Raw genomic sequence first — 15,352 nt, forward strand, 5'->3', positions numbered from 1 at the left:
TGGTTGGGCGGCCCCGGCCCGGCCGCCCAACCACGACGCGGGCCTGCACCACCTGCGAGAGCAGCCTCAGCGGCCGTGGCCTCGCGGGGCCGTCCGGCGTGTCAGATCAGCGGGCCCATGCCCGGGAAGCCGCCGTAGTAGGTGCCCAGGCGGGTCCAGAAGTCGTCGTCGTTGCGTTCGAACGCTGGGGCGTCCTTGACCTGGTCCTTCGTCCGGGCCACGTAGACCGTCCCGTGCGCGCCGTCGACGCGGGAGACCGCGCCGGCCGGGACGACCACGCGGCGGCCGAAGATCCACGTGCCGGTGTCGACGATCAGCGAGCGCTGCTGCTCGCGGTCGAGGACCGCCTCGACGTGGCCGATCGGGCCGTCCGCGGCCTCGACGCGGTAGCCGGTCACGTCCTCTCCGGCCACCAGGCCGCTGTCGCTCGGGTAGCTCCACAGCTGCCGGTTCACCTGGGCACCTCCACGGTGTCGGGGCCGGTCCGTGCCGGACCGGCTCGTGGGGCGCGCCTACCCCGAGTTCACGGACCGACACGGGGTGTGTCGACGGGCGTGGTCTTTCTCTCATGTCCGCCGGTGGCTCCGGAGGCGGACAGACTGCTCCCCGCCCCGGAACCACGGGGATGCGTCCGCACGGAGTCTGCCCCGGACCTCCTCGGCGTGCTCGCGTCAGGCGTGTCCACGAACGGGTCGGTCCCCCTAAGCTGGGCGGAATGTTCGCGAGTGGCCGGTCCGGTTCGTTCCACGAACCGGCGAAGGGCCGGGAGGACGGGTGGCTGCGGTGTCGGGCGGGGAACGAGGACAGCTCGAGGTGGCGGCAGCCGGCACGCCGGAGGCCGGGCTCGGCCAGCTGCTGGCGGGGCTGACGGCCGTCCGGGACGGCGACTTCAGCACCCGGCTGTCGGACGAGGGCGAGGGACTGCTCGGCGAGATCGCCGCGGTCTTCAACGGGATGGTCGACCAGCTGTCGCTGTTCACCTCCGAGGTGACCCGCGTGGCGCGCGAGGTCGGCACCGAGGGCCGGCTCGGCGGTCAGGCCGAGGTGCCCGGCGTCGACGGCTCCTGGAAGGCGCTGACGGACAACGTCAACGCCATGGCGGGCAACCTGACCACCCAGGTGCGCGACATCGCGCAGGTGGCCACCGCCGTCGCCAGCGGCGACCTCTCGCAGAAGATCGAGGTCGACGCGCGCGGCGAGATCCTGGAGCTCAAGAGCACCGTCAACACGATGGTGGACCAGCTCTCCTCTTTCGCCGACGAGGTGACCCGCGTGGCGCTCGAGGTCGGCACCGAGGGACGGCTCGGCGGTCAGGCCGAGGTGCCCGGCGTCGCGGGCGTCTGGCGCGACCTCACCGACTCGGTCAACTTCATGGCCGGCAACCTGACCGGCCAGGTCCGGGCCATCGCCCAGGTCGCCACCTCCGTCGCGCAGGGCGACCTGACCCGCAAGATCGAGGTCGACGCGCGTGGCGAGATCCTGGAGCTGAAGACCACCATCAACACGATGGTCGATCAGCTCTCGGCCTTCGCCGACGAGGTGACCAGGGTGGCCCGCGAGGTCGGCACCGAGGGCAACCTCGGCGGGCAGGCCACCGTCCGCGGCGTCTCCGGGACGTGGAAGGACCTGACCGAGTCCGTCAACGTGATGGCGGACAACCTCACCGCGCAGGTGCGTTCCATCGCGCAGGTCACCACGGCCGTCGCGCAGGGCGATCTGACCCGCAAGATCGACGTCGACGCGCGTGGCGAGATCCTGCGGCTGAAGACCACCATCAACACGATGGTCGACCAGCTGTCCTCGTTCGCCGCCGAGGTGACCCGCGTGGCGCGCGAGGTCGGCAGCGAGGGCCGCCTCGGCGGCCAGGCCGAGGTCGAGGGCGTCTCCGGCACCTGGAAGCGGCTGACCGAGAACGTCAACGAGCTGGCCGGGAACCTCACCCGGCAGGTCCGCGCGATCGCCCAGGTCACCAGCGCCGTCGCCAAGGGCGACCTGACCCGCTCGATCGCCGTCGACGCCTCCGGCGAGGTCGCCGACCTCAAGGACAACATCAACGCCATGGTGGAGTCGCTGCGCGAGACCACCCGGGCCAACCGCGACCAGGACTGGCTCAAGACCAACCTGGCCCGCCTCTCCGCGCTGATGCAGGGCCGCCGCGACCTCCCGCTGGTCGCCGAGCTCGTCATGGACGAGCTGACCCCGCTGGTCGACGCGCAGTACGGCGCCTTCTACGTGGCCGCCGAGGCTCCGGAGGGCCCGCGCCTGTACGCCATCGGCTCCTACGGCCGCGCGCCCGGGGAGCCGACGAGCTACGCCTTCGGCGAGACCCTCGTCGGTCAGGCCGCCCGCAGCCGGCGCACCATCGACGTCGAGAACCTGCCGCCCGGCTACGCCACCATCTCCTCCGGGATGGGCCGGATGGCGCCCACCGCGCTGGTCGTGCTGCCGATCGTGGTGGAGGACCAGGTCCTCGGCGTCATCGAGCTCGGGTCGGTCACGCCGTTCAGCGCGGTCCACCGGGACTTCCTGGACCGGCTGATGGAGACCATCGGCGTGAACGTCAACTCCATCCTCGCCAACGCCCGCACCGAGGAGCTGCTGGCCGAGTCGCAGCGCCTGGCCGCCGAACTCCAGGCGCAGTCGGGCGAGCTCCAGTCACGCCAGGACGAACTGCAGCGCTCCAACGCCCAGCTGGAGGAGAAGGCGGCACTGCTGGTCTCGCAGAACAACGACATCGAGACCAAGAACCTGCAGATCGAGAAGGCGCGTCAGGAGCTGGAGATGCGCGCCCAGCAGCTCGCCTTGGCCTCCAAGTACAAGTCGGAGTTCCTGGCCAACATGAGCCACGAACTGCGCACGCCGCTGAACAGCCTGCTGATCCTGGCGCAGCTGCTGGCCCAGAACCCCGGACGGAACCTGACGCCCAAGCAGGTCGAGTACGCGGGTGTCATCCACTCGGCCGGCTCGGACCTGCTCCAGCTCATCAACGACATCCTGGACCTGTCCAAGGTCGAGGCGGGCCGGATGGACCTGAGCCTGGAGGAGGTGGCGCTGCGCGGCCTGCTCGACTACGTCGATGCCACCTTCCGCCCGCTCACCAGCGAGAAGGCGCTCCAGTTCCGAGTCTCGGTGCTGCCCGGCACACCGTCGGCGATGGTCACCGACGAGTCGCGGCTGCGCCAGGTGCTGCGCAACCTGCTGTCCAACGCGGTCAAGTTCACCGAACGCGGCACGGTCGACCTGCGGATCTCCTGCCCCGGACCGGACGAGCTGCCGCGGGGCGTCGAGGGCTACGGCCCGTTCATCGCCTTCGAGGTCCACGACACCGGCATCGGCATCTCCGAGGACCAGCTGGCCACCATCTTCGAGGCCTTCCAGCAGGCCGACGGCACCACCAGCCGCCGCTACGGCGGCACCGGGCTCGGCCTGTCGATCAGCCGGGAGCTCGCGCAGCTGCTCGGGGGCGTCATCACCGTCACCAGCAGGCCGGGCGGGGGCAGCAGCTTCGTGCTGCACCTGCCGCTGCGGCACCCCGAGTCCCCCGAGCACGCCGACGCCGAGGTGCCCGCCCAGGTGGAGCGGAACGGGGCGTCCGGCGGCGACGTCTGGTCGTCCGACGGCTTCCCGGCCGTCGAACCGACCTCCGAGCGGCGGCTGCTGATCGTGGAACGGGAGGCGCGGGGGCTGCTCACGCTGGTCGCCGAGAGCGCCGTCGGCGACCTGACCGCCGCCGACCCCGACGGCAGCCCGGTCCGGCTGAGCACCGCCACCGGGGTGACCGAGGCGGCCGCCGTGCTCGCGCTCGACCACCAGCACTGCATCGTCGTCGAACTGGACGACCCCGACCCGCAGATGTGGCGGTTCCTGCACGCCCTCGACGACGACCACGCGCTGCGCGACATCCCGCTGGTCGTCCACGGCCGCGGCCTGTCCGGGGCGCAGGAGCAGACGCTGCGCGGCACCGGCACCCGCCCGCTGGACGTCACCGGCAGCCTGGACGAGCTGCGGGACCGGGTGCGCGAGCGGCTCGCGGCCCAGACGCCGGTCCCCGTCCCCGTCGCCGCCCGGACGGCCGCGGCCGCCGTCGAGGTCGACGAGCGCCTGGCCGGGCGGACGGTGCTGGTCGTCGACGACGACGTGCGCAACGTCTTCGCGGTCACCCAGATCCTGGAGATGCAGGGCATGCGGGTGCTGCACGCGGACGACGGACGGCTCGGCATCGAGACCCTGACGGCCCATCCCGAGGTGGACCTGGTGCTGATGGACGTGATGATGCCCGAGATGGACGGCTACCAGGCGACCGCGGCGATCCGGGCCATGCCGCAGTACGCCACGCTGCCGGTGATCGCGGTCACCGCGAAGGCCATGCCGGGGGACCGGGACAAGAGCCTGGCCGCCGGGTCGGACGCGTACGTGACCAAGCCCGTCGCCGCACAGCAGCTGATCGCCACCATCGGGGAGGTTCTTGCCCTGTGACCGGTCACCAGGAGGACGCCGCCGGTCACGGGACGCCCGTCCCCTCGGGCCTCGGAGGGCTCGCCGACGCCTTCGACCGGGTGCAGGCGGTGCTGGACGCGGCCGGGGAGGGGGACGACGCGCGGGTGCTGGTCGACCGGGCCACCGGCGTGCTGATGGAGCGTCTGGGCTGCGGGCCCGAGGAGGCGTTGCGGCACCTTCACGCCCTGGCCCGCACGGAGGGCCAGGCCCTGCTGCGCTGCGCGGACGAGATCCTGGCCGACCCGGCGTCGCGCGGCGGCCCGACCGCCGAGTCGACGGCGGGATCGGCGACGGCGTACGAAGGTGCCGGCGTGACGGGTGCGGGCAGGTCGCCCGCGACCGCGCTGCCCCGCTGGCACGCCGAGGACGGCCAGCGGGCGGTCAAGGCCATCCTGGAGCACGCACTCCAGCCCTTCGGTGCGGACAGCGTCCAGCTGTGGGCCGCCCGCGAGGACGGCGGCCTCCGCCTCGCCGGACGCGCGGGCTCACGCCTCACGCCCGGTCTCGTCCCCGCCCCGGCGGCCGCTCCGGACGCCGTCGGCGAGGCGGTGCGCGGCGGTGCGGTCGTCTGGGCCTCGGAACCCGAGACCCCCGGCGCCTCGGTGACGGTCGCGGCTCCGGCGCTGCGCCGGGGCCGGGTGCTCGGCGCGCTGGAGATCAGCTGGACCACCGGCGCGCCGGACCGAGACCACCGCATCGAGCGGCAGCTGCTGGCGCTGGCCGAGCTGGCCGCGCACACCATGGACGAGTCCGTCGCCGGCCCCGACGCCCCTGCCGCCGCACCCGCGAACGAGGACGTCGACCCGGTGCTGCGCCAGCTCGCCGAGAGCCTCCACGACCCGGCGCTGGTGCTCACCCCGCTGTTCGACGGCGACGGGCGGCTGGCCGACTTCCGCATCGCCTACGTCAACGACCGCTTCGCCGACCCCGCCGGGCGGCCCGCCGCCCTCGTCGAGGGCCGGTCGCTGCTGCAGGCCTACCCGGGGTTCGGGCGCGCGGGGGGACCGGCGGAGAAGATCGGGCACGTCTACGCGACCGGTGAGCCGTTCCGCGCGGACCGGCTGGCGCTCGTCGCCGAGATCGGCGACATCCCCGTCATCAACCAGGCGCAGGTGGGCGTCAGCCGGATCCAGGACGCCGTGCTGCTGACCTGGCGGGCCCAGGAGGACGACGCCCGGCTCGGCACCCTGCTCCAGCACGCCCAACGCCTCGGCCGCATCGGCGGGTTCGAGGACGACCTGCTCACCTCACGGGCGACCTGGAACCCGGAGCTGTTCGACCTGTTCGGCCTCGCCCCCGACGCCCAGCCGCTGCCGCTGTCGCACCTGCGGGCCCGCGTGCACCGCGACGACCGCGACACGTTCGACGCCTTCCTCGCCGGGGTCACCCTGCACCAGGAACCCCGGGACGTCGCCGTCCGGTTCCACCGCGGCGACCGCGTGGTGCGCCACGTGCGGGTGGTGGCGGAGCCGGTGGCCGACGAGGCGGGCACCCTCGTCGCGATCCGCGGCGTCTGCCAGGACATCTCCGCCCACCACTGGACCGAGGTGGCGCTGAGCGCCACCCGTGACCAACTCGCCCACACCCAGGCCGAGGCCGACGAACGCGCGCGGCTCGCCCGGCGGCTCCAACACGCCATCATGCCGCCCACCCCCGGTACCGTCGCCATGGCCGGGCTGACCATCGGCGTCCGCTACCGCCCCGCCCACCAGGACCACGCCGTCGGCGGCGACTGGTACGACGCGGTGCCGTTGCCCAACGGCGACGTGCTGATCTCGGTGGGGGACGTGGCCGGCCACGGCATCGAGGCGGCCACCGGCATGGTCGCGCTTCGCAACGCCCTGCGCGGGCTCGCGACCACCGGCGCCGGGCCCGCGCAGCTGCTGGCCTGGCTCAACGACGTCGCCTTCCACCTCACCGAGAACGTCACCGCGACGGCGGTCTGCGGGATCTACCACCCCGGGCGGAGCCTGCTGCGCTGGGCCCGCGCCGGGCACCCGGCGCCGGTGCTGCTGCACCAGGGCACCTCCCGCTCCGTCGACTTCGGCCACGGGATCCTGCTCGGCGCGATCCCCGACGCCGCTTACGAGGAGTACGAGATGGAGCTGTCGGAGGGGGCCACGCTGCTGCTCTTCACCGACGGCCTGATCGAGCGCAAGGACAGCAGCGGCTTCGACGACCTGCACGCGACGCTGTGCGGCGCGTCCTTCCCCTCGGCGGGCAGCCTGGCCGACCAACTGGACCACCTGCTGGCCCACAGCCGCTCCGACACCGACGACGACACCTGCCTGGTCGGCATCCACCGCCCCGCGGAAGACGGCGCCTCGACCGGACACCAGGGCCCGCCCCGGCCGTGACGTCGTAGGGCTCTCCTCCCGGCCCTCGGTCGGCTGCCGACCGAGGCGTGGGCCGCCGGGCGCCGCGCGGGCGAGGGGGCCGAGGACGGCGGGCCCGAAGCAGGCCCTGGCCGTTCGGCCGTGGCGGCAGCCATCAGGAGCACTCGCGGCGCAGCAGGTCGGCCCAGGCCCCGTCCCAGTCGTAGAGGGCGTCCTCCTCGCCGGGGCGGACGTGTTCACGGCAGGCCCGCAGGAAGCGCTCCACCCGGCGGCTCGGCGCCTGCAGCACGGCCTCCGACGCGCCCGAGCGCAGATGCAGGCGGAGCACCCCGCCGGCGGCGGGGACCACCCGCACGTCGCCGTCGCCGACGGGGGTCAGCAGCCCGGCTTCCATCAGTTCGAGCGAGAGCAGCCAGGTCAGGTCCTTCTCGTCCGGGCCCAGGATCCCGGGGAAGGTGAGCCGGACCGCGAAGGGGTCCTCGCGACGGTAGCCCAGCAGCGCGGGCACCCGCACTCCCCGGGCGGAGGGGTCGACGACCAGCACGAGCGCGACGGCATGCTCGATCTCGGAGAACAACGCGGCTCCTCGGGGCAGGGTGGCAGGAGAGGGAACGGCAGGCGGGGCAAGCTGAGCGGCGGTCAGTAGTCCTGGCGGTAGTGGCGCTCTTCCACGATCTCGGCGTCCGGCGCGCGGTCGACGAGAAGGCGGCGCCGCCGCAGGACCGCGCCGTAGGTCAGAAGTCCGAGCAGTCCGGCAATCATCAGGATCACCCCGACCACGGGTATGTCGACGCCCTTGACGTGCCAGTCGACGCCGAAGGCGAGGACGGCGCCCGCGGCGAAGACGAGGATGCAGCCTCCGATGCCCATGAGCTCACTCTTCCTTTCCGGTAGTTCGGTGGTGCGGGCCCCGGGGTGTCGGGGCCGAGGGTTCGTCAGTTCGCGCCTGCCCCCGACCCGTCGGCGGAAACGGTGCTCGCGCACACGACGAGGGCCCGTCCGCGCGGTGTCGCGCGGACGGGCCCCGATGAGGCCTCGGTGGCTCGGTGGCTCAGCCGGTCCCTTCGGCGTCCAGCCCCTCGCGCAGGCTCGACAGCGTGCTCGCGAGCAGCCGGGACACCTGCATCTGGGAGACGCCGATCCGCTTGCCGATCTCCGACTGGGTCAGCTCGTCGACGAAGCGCAGCCCGAGGATCGTGCGGTCCCGCTCGGACAGCCGCGCGATCAGGGGCTTGAGCGAGGTCACCGCCTCGACCTGGTCGAACCGGTCGTCGATGACGCCGATCCGCTGTTCCAGCGGGTTGTCCTGGTCCGCGTCCGCCGTCCCCGGGGCCTCCAGGGTGCCTGCGGTGTAGCCGTTCGCGGCGAGCCGGCCGTCGACGACCTCCTGCTCGGGCAGGCCGAGGTGCTCGGCCAGCTCCCGGGTCGTGGGCTCCCGGTTCAGCTCCTGCTCGAGGGCGTCGTGGGCCTTGGCCAGCCGCAGGCGCATCTCCTGAAGGCGGCGCGGTACGTGGACGGCCCAGCTCGAGTCCCGGAAGTACCGCTTGATCTCCCCGGCGATGGTCGGCAGCGCGTAGGTGAGGAACTCCACGTCGCGGTCCGGGTCGAAGCGGTTGATCGCCTTGATCAGTCCGACCGTGCCGACCTGGACGATGTCCTCCATCGGCTCGCTGCGGTGGGCGAACTGCGAGGCCGCGTACCGCACCAGGCCCAGGTTGAGCTCCACCAGCGAGTTGCGGACGTACGAGTAGTCGGCCGTCCCCTCCTCCAGGGCGCGCAGCCGGACGAACAGGACCCGCGACAGCTCCTTCGCCGTGGCCGTGTCCACGCTGGAGGGGTCGGCGGGTATCTCGGGCAGGGCGTCGGTCCCGGCCAGCGCGTCGTCCGCTGGGGTGACGGCACTGCAGCCGGTCTCACGGGCCTCCAGGGCGCGGGCGCCGGCGGCAGGTGCGGTGACAGTGCGGGGCATGAGGCTCCTCCGTCGACGTGGCCCCGCCGCCGGTGCGGCAGGGCTCGGTTTCATCGGGCTTCTCGGATCGCCTACCCTCATCCGTTCGGATGATGCAGGGCGGCCGTGACCGTTCTGTGATGATCCGGTGTGCGGTGCTCACCCGCTGTGGATCCGTCAGATGGGACGGCCCCGCCGTGCGGCAGGACGCGATGGAACTCCGCCCAGACGGACTTGCCCGGCCGGTGCCGCCACAGCCGCACGCCGAAGCGGTCGGCCGCGTGCAGGATCAGGCGCAGCCCGTGGCCTCCCGGGCGCGCCGGGGCTTGCGGCCGCTGGACGGCCGGGAGCCTGCGGCTGAGATCCGCCACCTCGACGCGGATCGTGTCCCCGCAGGGCGAGGACAGCGCGACCCACTGGACGCCGCCCCCGTGCCGGGCGGCGTTGGTCACCAGCTCGGAGACCACCAGGACGATGTCGGTCACGCCCGCCGGCTCCTCCGCCTCGGACCACAACCCCCAGGAGCCGAGGGTGAGTCGGGAGAAGCGCCGGGCCGCGGACGCGGGCGCCGCACTGTCGCGCAGCGTCAGCCGGGCACGCCGCCGGGCGTCCTGCCCGTCCTCGGTCCAACTGCCGTTCATCCGCCCGCACTCCACGTCGCCACCCCGTCTCCTCATCGCTCCTCGTCGTCCGGACCCGGGCCGCTCCGCTGCGCGCTCCGCCGGGCCGCCCTCACACGCCGGGAGCCCCCGGCTACCGGGCGAGGGATGCCGGGGGCTCCACAACGGTCCGGGCCCCGCGTCAACCCCGGACGCCAGGCGTCTGACCGCATCCGGCGACCCGCAAACGTCCACCGGTCCGCGCATGGCGCCCGCCCCGCCGGGGAACGTGCGCGGTAGCCTCTGCGCTGAGGCGCCCACCGACCCTTGGAGACCGCGCGCATGTCCGAACGGCCCGAGACTCCCCACGAGGAGCCCGCCCAGGAGCAGTTGACCGTTTCGGTCCGCAGACAGGGCGGGGCCGGCGTCGTCTCGGTCGCGGGCGAGCTCGACCACGACACCGCGCCGTCGCTGGCGCAGGCCATCGGCTCGCTGGCGGACGCCGGAGTCGTATGCATCGTCGTCGACTGCCCGCAGCTGCGGTTCTGCGACTCCACCGGGCTGAACGTCCTGCTGAAGGCGCGCCTGCGCACCACCGAGGACGGGGGCCGGTTCCTGCTCGTCGCCCCCGCCCCGCAGCTGCGCCGCCTGCTGGAACTCACCGGCGCGGAAGGTGTCTTCGAGACCCACGCCGACCTCGAGACCGCCCTGGCGGACGCATGAACGCGCCGCGCGCGGAATCCGGTCTGCACCGTTCCACGCCCGGCCCCCGGGTGCGCCGCCTCGGACTGCTGGACGTCAGCGGCCCGGTCCGGCGCGCCCGCGCCTTCACCGCCAGCGCCCTGGCCGAGTGGAGCTGGGCCGATCCCGAGGCCGCCGACCCGGAGGAGCGCGAGCGCGCGGAGGACGTCCTGCTCGTCGTCTCCGAACTCGTCGCCAACGCGATGACGCACGGCGGAGGCGTCAGGGAACTGGTGGTCACCCTCGACGGCGACGCGCTCGTCGTCGGCGCGACGGACGCCGAGTCACGTCCCCCTGCCCTCCAGAAGCCGGGCGACCCGTCCCAGCCGGGCGGCCACGGACTCCAGGTCGTCCACCGCCTCAGCGAGACCTGGGGCAGCACACCCCAACCGGCCGGCAAGACCGTCTGGGCCCGCTTCGGCCGCTGACCCGGCCGAGTCCGAGACCGGGTGAAGCCGGAATCGCCCTGCTGTCAGTGCCTCTGGCTACCGTGCCCACGTGACTGATGGGATCGAGGCGGCGGCCGGGGACGGGGGGTGTCTCGGTCGTCCTCGGCCGCCGCGGGCGCGGGCCTGTGGAATGCCGCCAGGGGGAGGCCCTCGCCGGATCAGGGGTGGGTGGCGCGCCGCAGGATGCATCGTTGGTGCAGCGATCAGGTCGTGGCGGAAGGCCCGTCAGGACAGGCCGCCGACAAGGCTCGCGCGTCCGGGGCCCGCAGGGGCGCCGTCGTGGCGGGCGGCCTCGTGGGCGATGTTGCGGGCCATTCCGCCGAAGACGACCGAGTGGAAGGGCGCCACGCTCCACCAGTACAGGTGACCCGCCAGGCCCCGGGGGTGGAAGACGGCGCGCTGAACGTAGCGCGAGCGCCGCGGTCCGTCCGGCTGGACCCGCAGCTCCAGCCAGGCCGGGCCGGGCAGCCGCATCTCCGCGCGCAGCCGCAGCAGGCGGCCGGGTTCGATCTCCTCCACCCGCCAGAAGTCGAGCGAGTCGCCGATCCGGAGGCGCTGCGGATCGCGGCGGCCGCGCCGCAGCCCCACGCCGCCCGCGATCCGGTCCAGCCAGCCGCGCAGCGCCCAGGCGAGCGGGAAGGAGTACCAGCCGTTCTCGCCGCCGATGCCCTCGACCACCCGCCACAGGTCGGCGGCGCTCGCCGCCACCGCGGCCTGCCGCACGTCCTCGTACAGCGAACCGCCCGCCCAGCCCGGGTCGGTGGGCAGCGGGTCGCTCGGCGCGCCGGGCAGCGCCGCCGAGGACCACCGGGTGGCGACCTCGGCGTCCTTGATCCGCGCGAGGGCGAGCGAGACGGCGGCGTCGAAGCCCAGCAGGCCCTCCGGCGGGTCCGGGACGAACCGCGCGATGTCGTGCTCCCTGCACACCACCTCGTACCGCAGCGACTCGACCAGCGGCCGGGCCAGCCCCCGGGGGACCGGCGTGACCAGGCCCACCCAGTGGCTGGACAGGGCGGGCGACAGCACCGGCACCGGGGCGACGACGCGACGCGGCAGCCCGGCGACCCGGGCATAACGCAGCATCATCTCGCGGTAGCTCAGCACCTCGGGGCCGCCGATGTCGAAGCTGCGGTTCACCTCCGGCGGCAGCGCGGCAGCCGCGACCAGGTAGCGCAGCACGTCGCGGACCGCGATCGGCTGGATCAGCGTGCGCACCCAGCGCGGGGTCACCATCACCGGCAGCCGCTCCGTCAGATGGCGCAGCATCTCGAACGAGGCCGAGCCGGAGCCCAGCACCACCGCGGCGCGCAGCTCCGTCGTCGGCACCGCGCCGGAGCGCAGGATCTCCCCGACCGCCGCCCGCGAGCGCAGGTGCGGGGAGAGCGCGTCCGGGGCGACGCCGCGCGGCAGCAGCCCGCCGAGGTACACGATCCGGCGCGCCCCCGCGCGGGCGGCGGCGTCGGCGAGGTTGCGTGCGGCGGCCGCCTCCGCGCGTTCGAAGTCGGCGCCGCTGCCCAGGGAGTGGACCAGGTAGTGCACGACGTCGACGCCGTCCAGGGCCGCCGTCAGCGAGGCCGGGTCGCCCAGGTCGGCGCGCACCGTCTCGACGCGGTCGGCCCACGGCTGGTCCCGGAGCCGGTCCGGGTTGCGGCTGAGACAGCGCACCCGGTATCCGGCGTCGAGCAGTTCCCGCACCAGCCGTCCGCCGATGTACCCGGTCGCGCCGGTGACCAGGCACAGGGAGCCGGGCCCGACCCACTGCCCGCCGGGCACGCGCGCCGTCACGGCACGACCTCGGCGGACACCGGCTCGGGCGTCCCGCCCCTGTCGGCCGCTCCCGCTGACGATGCCTCGGGCACAGCGGCCACGCCGCGCAGCCACCACGCCGAGACGGACTCCAGTCGCAGCCGCACGCCCCCGGCCGGCACCCACCGCTCGCCGACGCGGTAGGAGGCCCGCTCCAGATGCAGGAACCCGCTGACCGCGAGTCGGTCCCTGAGGTCGCCGCGGCCGCCGAGAGGGCGTGGCAGGTTCCGCGCCGCCCAGGTGGGGCCCGCGATCGGCGCGCCCCGCCACATGACGCCGTCGGCCACGAGCTCGATCAGCGCGTCGACGCCGGTGGCGACGATCGTGCCGACGGTGTCGCCGAGCAGCAGGTCGTGCTCGCTCATCGTGGTCTCCTTCGAGGATGGTCTCTCGGGCGGTCGGTCGGCGGGACGGTTCTCATCCCGCCGCGGTGTCGGCGCGGGCCGGGGCGCGTGCGGCCCGCCCGCGGGGACGGGATGCGGTCTGAGACCTGGTCAGGTCGTGCAGCACCTCGCGGGCCGCGCGCGCCCCCGAGGCGAGCGCTCCTTGTACGGAGGCGGTCGCGCGGTGGTCGCCGCAGACGTGGCGACCGGGTGCGAGGCGGCTGGTGCGGCTGAGCGGCCACGGCGCGGGCGACGCGGGCAGGGCCTCGCGCACGCGGTGCACGGCGACCCGCTCCCAGGCGCGCGTGGAGGTCCGGTACAGCTCGGCCAGCCGCGCCTCGGCGGCGACGAGCTGCTCCTCGTCGGCCACGCCGGGCAGGGAGGTCGACACCAGGGCGACGCCGGCCGGCGCGTACCGGGGCTGGACGTTGCTCACCACGCTGGTGTGCAGCAGCGGGCCGTTCCCGTCCACCAGCAGCGCCTTCTCCGGCCAGGGGGCCTCGGGGGCCGCGTGGTGGGCGGTGGTGACGGCGTGCGTCGGCGTGAGCGGCAGTGACGGCAGCAGGGCCCGCGCGGCCGTCGGACCCGCGGCGACGACGACTGCGCGGGCGTGCACCGCCAGGCCGTTCGTCAGGGCCACACCGTCGTCGGTCAGCCGTTCGACGCCGGCCCCGAGCCGCAGTGTGCCGAGCGGCAGCCGGTCGGCCAACTGCCGGGGCACGGCGCCGATTCCCCGCTCGGGCAGGCACAACGAGCCGCGCAGCATGCTGCGCCACACCAGGTGGAAGAAGCGGCCCGAGGTCTCGAGCTGCGGCTCCAGGAAGACGCCGCGCAGGAACGGCGCGAGGACGGTGTCGACGAACGCGTCGTCGAGCCCGGCCCGGCGCAGTGCCTGACGGGTGGTCAGGTCCGGCCCGCGCTTGAGCAGCCGGGGCGGTGCCAGCATGTCCCTGCCGCTCATGGCGGCGAGCGCGGCCAGGTCGCGCGGCCGCAGTCCGGCCCCCAGCAGCCCGGTCACGGCGGGGACGAGTTCGCCCGGGCGGCGGGTCGGGTCGACGAGCGGCAGCCGGCGGTCGCCGAGCGCGAGCACGTACCCGGGGTCGAACGGGCGCAGCCGCAGCGCCGCCAGGTCCACGCGCTGCCGGACCTGCGGGTAGGCGGTGTTGAAGACCTGGAAGCCGTGGTCGAGCACGTAGCCGTCGCGCCGGTCGGAGGCCATCCGGCCGCCGACGTCCCGGGACGCCTCCAGCAACAGGACCTCCAGCCCGGCGTCGCAGAGGTCGGCGGCACAGGCCAGCCCGGCCATCCCCGCGCCCACGACGACGGTGTCCACCCGTACGGTCCGCGACATCGACACCACCACCCTCTCCCGCCCACCGTCACCGCCCGCCGCCCCGGAGTCGATGCGCAGCGATTCCGCATCGACTCGGCCCCCTCCGGGGCGCCTGGTGCCGACGGCGGCTTCGCGCGCACCGAGGCCCTCGGGCAAGGGGTCCTCGCCCCTCCGGCTCCCCCTCACCCGCGTGGCGAGGCCGCGCGAACCGGTGCACCACGCGCGGGCGGGCGCCCCCGCGAGGCTCTGCCGCGTCGCTTCGCGCCGCTGCGTGGCGCCGCAGCCCGAAGCGATGCACCATCGATGCAGGACGCCCGATGTCGTCATCGACGGCGAGGCTGTGCCCAGCATCGATCCCCCGGAGGACGCCATGCCCGTGCACGCCCTCTCCACGGTGGGCGCGTGAGCCGCCGCGCGGCGCGTGCCGCTGACGAGGCCGGGGAGGAGTCGGGCCTGCCGACGGGCGAGGTCGCGCGTCGGCTCGGGGTCTCGCCGGTGACGGTGCGCTCGTGGGAACGCCGTTACGGGATCGGCCCGGCGGAGCGCGCCGAGGGGCACCACCGCCGTTGGACGGCCGCCGACATCGCCCGTCTGGAGGCCATGTGCCGGCTGACCGCCCAGGGCCTGCCGCCCGCCCAGGCGGCGCGCGCCGCAGCTCTGGAACCGGCGCAGACCCGGGCACATGACGTCTGCGTCGAACCCGCCTGGCGCGCCGCACAGGCCGACGACGGCGACGGTGACGACGCCGCCCGTCGGCGGCACGCGCGCGGGTTGATCCGCGCGGCGGACCGGCTCGACGCACCCGCCCTCCAGGAGCTCCTGGCGACCGCCGTGGACGTGTGGGGAGTCGAGGCGGCCTGGGAGGACGTGATCACCCCGACGCTGCGCGCCGCCGGACGCCGCTGGGCGACGGTGGGGGAGTCCTACGTCGAGGTCGAGCACCTGCTCTCCTGGCACGTCGCCACCGAACTGCGCCGCCGCGCCGCGGCCGTTTCGTGCGGGGGACCGGTGGTGCTGCTGGCGGCGACGCCGGGCGAGGAGCACACCCTGGCGCTCGACGCCGTCGCCGCGGCGCTCACCGCCCGAGGCGTCGCCTTCCGGATGCTCGGCGCCTCGGTGCCGCCGCTCGCGCTCGCGCAGGCGCACCGGCGCCTCGGGCCGGCCGCCCTGCTGCTCTGGTCGCAGCACCGCGCCACCGCGGCCCCGCAGCTCGCCGCCGACCTGCTGAACCTGCCGTTCGGCGTGGCGGGAGCCCGCCAC

The 15,352-nt window shown here is 74.5% G+C and carries 13 protein-coding genes; 5 read left to right on the forward strand and 8 right to left on the reverse strand.

Translation table 11 applies throughout. The features are described 5' to 3' along the window. Positions 1-101 precede the first annotated feature (101 nt). The gene (locus TR49_RS04215; protein WP_042377280.1) at positions 102-455 is read right to left on the reverse strand and encodes a PRC-barrel domain-containing protein; all 354 of its coding nucleotides are present in this window, start codon (positions 453-455) and stop codon (positions 102-104) included. Positions 456-813: 358 nt separating this feature from the next. Between TR49_RS04215 and TR49_RS04220 the strand changes: the two genes are divergently transcribed. Next, positions 814-4,476, forward strand: coding sequence for a HAMP domain-containing protein (locus TR49_RS04220; RefSeq protein ID WP_042377282.1), 3,663 nt, complete (start codon positions 814-816; stop codon positions 4,474-4,476). Beyond that, a complete protein-coding gene (locus tag TR49_RS04225; protein ID WP_042377284.1) occupies positions 4,473-6,854 on the forward strand; it encodes a SpoIIE family protein phosphatase in 2,382 nt (793 codons plus the stop codon). Before TR49_RS04220 ends, TR49_RS04225 begins: the two co-directional genes overlap by 4 nt. A 133-nt stretch (positions 6,855-6,987) precedes the next feature. Here the strand turns inward: TR49_RS04225 and TR49_RS04230 are convergent, their stop codons facing one another. From TR49_RS04230 to TR49_RS04245, 4 genes are all read right to left on the reverse strand, one after another. Next, positions 6,988-7,410, reverse strand: a complete 423-nt coding sequence (locus TR49_RS04230; protein ID WP_052434003.1) for an SsgA family sporulation/cell division regulator — start codon at positions 7,408-7,410, stop codon at positions 6,988-6,990. Positions 7,411-7,472: 62 nt separating this feature from the next. Then, positions 7,473-7,703 (reverse strand): DUF6458 family protein, encoded by a 231-nt coding sequence (locus tag TR49_RS04235; RefSeq protein ID WP_042377286.1) that lies wholly within the window; start codon positions 7,701-7,703, stop codon positions 7,473-7,475. A 181-nt stretch (positions 7,704-7,884) separates the two neighbouring features. Continuing rightward, on the reverse strand, positions 7,885-8,802 hold the full coding sequence (locus TR49_RS04240) for a SigB/SigF/SigG family RNA polymerase sigma factor (protein ID WP_052434004.1): 918 nt from the start codon (positions 8,800-8,802) through the stop codon (positions 7,885-7,887). A 77-nt stretch (positions 8,803-8,879) separates the two neighbouring features. Continuing rightward, entirely contained in the window at positions 8,880-9,422 is a 543-nt protein-coding gene (locus tag TR49_RS04245; protein WP_052434005.1) for an ATP-binding protein, read from the reverse strand. A gap of 300 nt (positions 9,423-9,722) precedes the next feature. On the opposite strand from TR49_RS04245, the gene TR49_RS04250 reads away from it, so the two are divergent. Both TR49_RS04250 and TR49_RS04255 read left to right on the forward strand, forming a co-directional pair. Next, on the forward strand, positions 9,723-10,103 hold the full coding sequence (locus tag TR49_RS04250) for an STAS domain-containing protein (RefSeq protein WP_042377288.1): 381 nt from the start codon (positions 9,723-9,725) through the stop codon (positions 10,101-10,103). Next, positions 10,100-10,549: an ATP-binding protein gene (locus TR49_RS04255; RefSeq protein ID WP_042377290.1), complete on the forward strand. Its 450-nt coding sequence runs from the start codon at positions 10,100-10,102 to the stop codon at positions 10,547-10,549. The genes TR49_RS04250 and TR49_RS04255 overlap by 4 nt, the downstream gene beginning before the upstream one ends. 246 nt (positions 10,550-10,795) lie before the next feature. On the opposite strand, the gene TR49_RS04260 is transcribed toward TR49_RS04255, so the two are convergent. The 3 genes from TR49_RS04260 to TR49_RS04270 are packed head-to-tail and all read right to left on the reverse strand — an operon-like array spanning position 10,796 to position 14,110. Then, positions 10,796-12,355, reverse strand: coding sequence for an SDR family oxidoreductase (locus TR49_RS04260; RefSeq protein ID WP_042377292.1), 1,560 nt, complete (start codon positions 12,353-12,355; stop codon positions 10,796-10,798). Beyond that, entirely contained in the window at positions 12,352-12,741 is a 390-nt protein-coding gene (locus tag TR49_RS04265) for a hypothetical protein (RefSeq protein WP_042377294.1), read from the reverse strand. Before TR49_RS04265 ends, TR49_RS04260 begins: the two co-directional genes overlap by 4 nt. Before the next feature lie 52 nt (positions 12,742-12,793). After that, positions 12,794-14,110 (reverse strand): NAD(P)/FAD-dependent oxidoreductase, encoded by a 1,317-nt coding sequence (locus TR49_RS04270; RefSeq protein ID WP_084724590.1) that lies wholly within the window; start codon positions 14,108-14,110, stop codon positions 12,794-12,796. Between the two features lie 384 nt (positions 14,111-14,494). On the opposite strand from TR49_RS04270, the gene TR49_RS04280 reads away from it, so the two are divergent. Next, on the forward strand, positions 14,495-15,352 hold an 858-nt coding region (locus tag TR49_RS04280; protein WP_052434006.1), incomplete at its 3' end, for a MerR family transcriptional regulator.

This window comes from Streptacidiphilus melanogenes (genome assembly GCF_000787835.1).
GTDB lineage: Bacteria > Actinomycetota > Actinomycetes > Streptomycetales > Streptomycetaceae > Streptacidiphilus > Streptacidiphilus melanogenes.

Bases quoted from the DNA above. Each gene is read 5' to 3' on its own strand.
- TR49_RS04245 (WP_052434005.1), bottom strand. From the start codon at position 9,422: ATGAACGGCAGTTGGACCGAGGACGGGCAGGACGCCCGGCGGCGTGCC.
- TR49_RS04235 (WP_042377286.1), bottom strand. From the start codon at position 7,703: ATGGGCATCGGAGGCTGCATCCTCGTCTTCGCCGCGGGCGCCGTCCTC.
- TR49_RS04255 (WP_042377290.1), top strand. From the start codon at position 10,100: ATGAACGCGCCGCGCGCGGAATCCGGTCTGCACCGTTCCACGCCCGGC.
- TR49_RS04265 (WP_042377294.1), bottom strand. From the start codon at position 12,741: ATGAGCGAGCACGACCTGCTGCTCGGCGACACCGTCGGCACGATCGTC.
- TR49_RS04240 (WP_052434004.1), bottom strand. From the start codon at position 8,802: ATGCCCCGCACTGTCACCGCACCTGCCGCCGGCGCCCGCGCCCTGGAG.
- TR49_RS04250 (WP_042377288.1), top strand. From the start codon at position 9,723: ATGTCCGAACGGCCCGAGACTCCCCACGAGGAGCCCGCCCAGGAGCAG.
- TR49_RS04270 (WP_084724590.1), bottom strand. From the start codon at position 14,110: ATGTCGCGGACCGTACGGGTGGACACCGTCGTCGTGGGCGCGGGGATG.